The 3,008-nt window shown below is 66.8% G+C and carries 3 protein-coding genes and 2 pseudogenes; 4 read left to right on the top strand and 1 reads right to left on the bottom strand.

Annotated elements, in window-relative coordinates:
* From ACZ6IM_RS42445 to istB, 3 genes and pseudogenes are all read left to right on the top strand, one after another.
* Window positions 1-92, top strand: a pseudogene (locus tag ACZ6IM_RS42445) (transposase); the annotation flags it as partial.
* A gap of 120 nt (window positions 93-212) precedes the next feature.
* The gene (gene istA, locus ACZ6IM_RS42440) at window positions 213-1,637 is read left to right on the top strand and encodes an IS21 family transposase (protein WP_469564591.1); all 1,425 of its coding nucleotides are present in this window, start codon (window positions 213-215) and stop codon (window positions 1,635-1,637) included.
* Window positions 1,634-2,404, top strand: coding sequence for an IS21-like element helper ATPase IstB (gene istB, locus ACZ6IM_RS42435; RefSeq protein ID WP_319218749.1), 771 nt, complete (start codon window positions 1,634-1,636; stop codon window positions 2,402-2,404). Before istA ends, istB begins: the two co-directional genes overlap by 4 nt.
* 10 nt (window positions 2,405-2,414) lie before the next feature.
* On the opposite strand, the gene ACZ6IM_RS42430 is transcribed toward istB, so the two are convergent.
* Window positions 2,415-2,816, bottom strand: coding sequence for a hypothetical protein (locus ACZ6IM_RS42430; RefSeq protein WP_319218751.1), 402 nt, complete (start codon window positions 2,814-2,816; stop codon window positions 2,415-2,417).
* Between the two features lie 98 nt (window positions 2,817-2,914).
* On the opposite strand from ACZ6IM_RS42430, the pseudogene ACZ6IM_RS42425 reads away from it, so the two are divergent.
* A pseudogene (locus ACZ6IM_RS42425) lies at window positions 2,915-3,008 on the top strand (transposase); the annotation flags it as partial.

Genomic DNA, 3,008 nt, shown 5'->3' with positions numbered 1-3,008 from the left:
TCACCCGCCCGACCAAGCTCGGCCAGCCCTTCACCCGCTGGTCCATCCGCAAACTCGCCGCCTACCTGCGGAAAGTGCACGGCCGCGTCATCTGCTGTCGGCGTACACGTGAACGTGCAGGGCCGCGTACGGATGAACGTGCAGGGTTCCTGATGTGCTGAGGTTCAGGGTTCGGCACTCTGCTGCCTGTTGGTCGAGGTCGCAGAGATGGGGTGGCCGTGGTCCTGGATCCGCAGCGCTGGCTGGAGCTACGGCGCTTTCGTGGCCTGGTCGAGTCCGGAGCGATGAGCCTGACCGAGGTCGCCAAGGAGACAGGCCTGAACTGGCGGACGGTCAGCAAGTACTTGGCAGCCGACGGACCCGCCGCACCTCCGCGCCGGTCGCCGAACGGCCGGTCACGGGTCAGAGTGATCGACGAGTTCGCGCCGCTGGTCGACTCGATGCTGCGTGCGGAGATTTTGATGAAGGCCGCGGTGATCCACGAGCGGCTCGCCCAGGAGTACGGGTTCACCGGCAACTATCAGCGGACCAAGCTCTACGTCCAGGAAGCCCGGCCCCGGATCGCCGAGGAACTTGGCATTACGCCGAATGAGCTGGCGGGCATGCACCGCCGCTTCGAGGTGATCCCCGGCGCCCAGGCCCAGGTGGACTGGGGCGACGAGGGCAAAATCCTCGCCCACATGGGCATCCCGAAGGTCTATTCCTTCCACATGACGCTGTCGTACTCGCGCGACCCGTTCTGCTGCTTCACCACCAGCCAGGACCTGCAGACGTTCTTCGACTGCCATCGCCGTGCGTTCGCGCACTTCGGCGGGGTGCCGATGACGATCGTCTATGACCGGACCAAGACCGTCGTGCGACGCCACGTCGCCCCGGGTGAGGCGGTCCCACTGCACCCGGAAGCGGTCGGGTTCGCCGGCCACTACGACTTCGATATCGACGTTCTGGCCGCCTACCGGCCCACGGGCAAGGGCCGTGTCGAGCGTCAGGTCCTGATCGTCCGCGACCACGTCCTGTCCGGCCGGTCCTTCTCCTCCATCGAGGAGATGGACGCCGCCTTCATCGCCTGGGTCCCGCAGCGACGAGCTCAGGCCCACCGGACCCACCAGCAGATCATTGGTGAACGGGCGGCCCGTGATCACGTGGCTCTCAAGCCTCTTCCGTCGACCCCATACCTGGTGGCCGAGCGGCATCTGCGACCGGTCGGCAAGGACTGCCTGGTCGCCTTCGGCGGCAACCTTTACTCGGTGCCCGCCCGCAAGGCCCGCCCCCGGCAACTGGTGGAGATCCGGGCCACGAAGTCACAGATCATGCTGCATTCCACCATTGCGAATGCCGACGGCGAGACGCTGCTGGCGATCCATCCGCGTGCGATCGGCCGCGGGGTCCGGGTCGTCGAAGAGGCCCACTGGGACGGCCTGCCCACGGGCCAGGGGCGCCGGACCACTACCGGCGATGTCCTGCCACAGCCCCGTCGTGAACGTCCTCGGGGCGAGGAGACCGGGCCTTTGCAAGCTCTGCTGAACCGGGCTGCGGCCACTCATATCGAGGTCGGCCGCCGTCCGCTGTCGGTCTATGACGAGCTGACCGGAACCCGCCCCTTCACCACCCACCCGAGCACAAGGGAAACGTCTTGAGCGAGCTGGTCTCCACCCGCATCCGCAACACGGCCGGCAAGCTCGGCCTGCCTCACCTGGCGGAAACCATCAGGGAGTACACCCGGCGGGCCGACGAGGGCAAGATGGGCTACCTCGACTTCCTCGACCTGGTTTTGTCCGAGGAACTCGCCGTCCGCGACGACCGCCGCTTCCGCCAGGGGCGGCGGCTCTCGAAGCTGCCGCACCACAAGACGCTCGACGAGTACGACTTCTCCTTCCAGCCCGACCTCGACCCGCGCAAGGTCAAGGACCTCGCCACCCTCTCGTTCGTCGAGGGCAAGGCGAACGCCGCTCTGCTCGGGCCGCCCGGCGTCGGCAAGACGCACATCGCCGTCGCCCTCGCGGTCGCGGCCTGCCGGGCCGGCTACTCGATCTACTTCACCAGCCTCGACGACATGGTCCGCAATCTCAAGACCGCCGAGGCCGCCGGACGGCTGACGAACAAGCTCGGTACCTATCTGCGGCCCGGCGTTCTCGTGGTCGACGAGGTCGGCTACCAGCCCCTCGAACGAGCCGAGGCGAACCTGGTCTTCCAGGTCATCTCCAAGCGCTACGAGAAGGGCTCGATCATCCTGACCTCGAACAAGACCTTCAGCGAATGGGGCCAGGTTTTCGGCGACGAGGTCCTCGCCACCGCCATCCTCGACCGACTTCTCCACCACTGCGAAGTGATCTCCATCAACGGCCCCAGCTACCGGCTGAAGAACCGTCTCCAGGCCATCGAGCGAGAGAACGACGTGGCCTGATCAGCTGCGATCAGGACGCCGGATCCTCGCCCGGCGGGATGAAGGCGTCGGCCCCGTCAGCGTCCTCGACATGCCCCTCGGCATCGACCGTGATGGCCGTCGCCCGCCCCTGCGACGTGATGAGCCAGGCCAGCACCTGTTCCGTCAGCGGCGTTCCCCCTGGTCCCTCGTCCTTCCAGTGCACCCGCCACCCTCCACCAGGCACGGCGGCCACGACCTGGTCGGCTCGCTCCAGGTGGGAGAAGTCCTCATAGTCCGTCACCGCACGAAGGGCGCCGCGCTTGGGATCGACGACCAGGGCCGTCCCGGTCGCCTGGTCCCAGCCCTCCACACGCACCATGCGGCCGATCTCGGCGTCGCTGCCGTTGAAGATCGCGGTCCAGCCGGTCTGATTGAAATAGCGAAGAGACACCGCGCCATCATCTCGAACCACGACACTCGCGCGTCACAGGGCTCCTTGCTCTGCACGTTCATCCGTACGCAGCTCTGCACATAGACGAGTACGCCGACATCTGCATCGGCCGTGAGGCGTTACGTTGCCTGCTCGCTCGCCGCGGCATCACCTTCCAGTGCACCAAGACGTGGAAGGAGTCCCCAGACCCCG

Source organism: Streptomyces sp. NPDC042336 (assembly GCF_055581985.1).
Note: the sequence above shows the minus strand (reverse complement) of the source record. Positions and strands in the feature narration are given on the sequence as shown.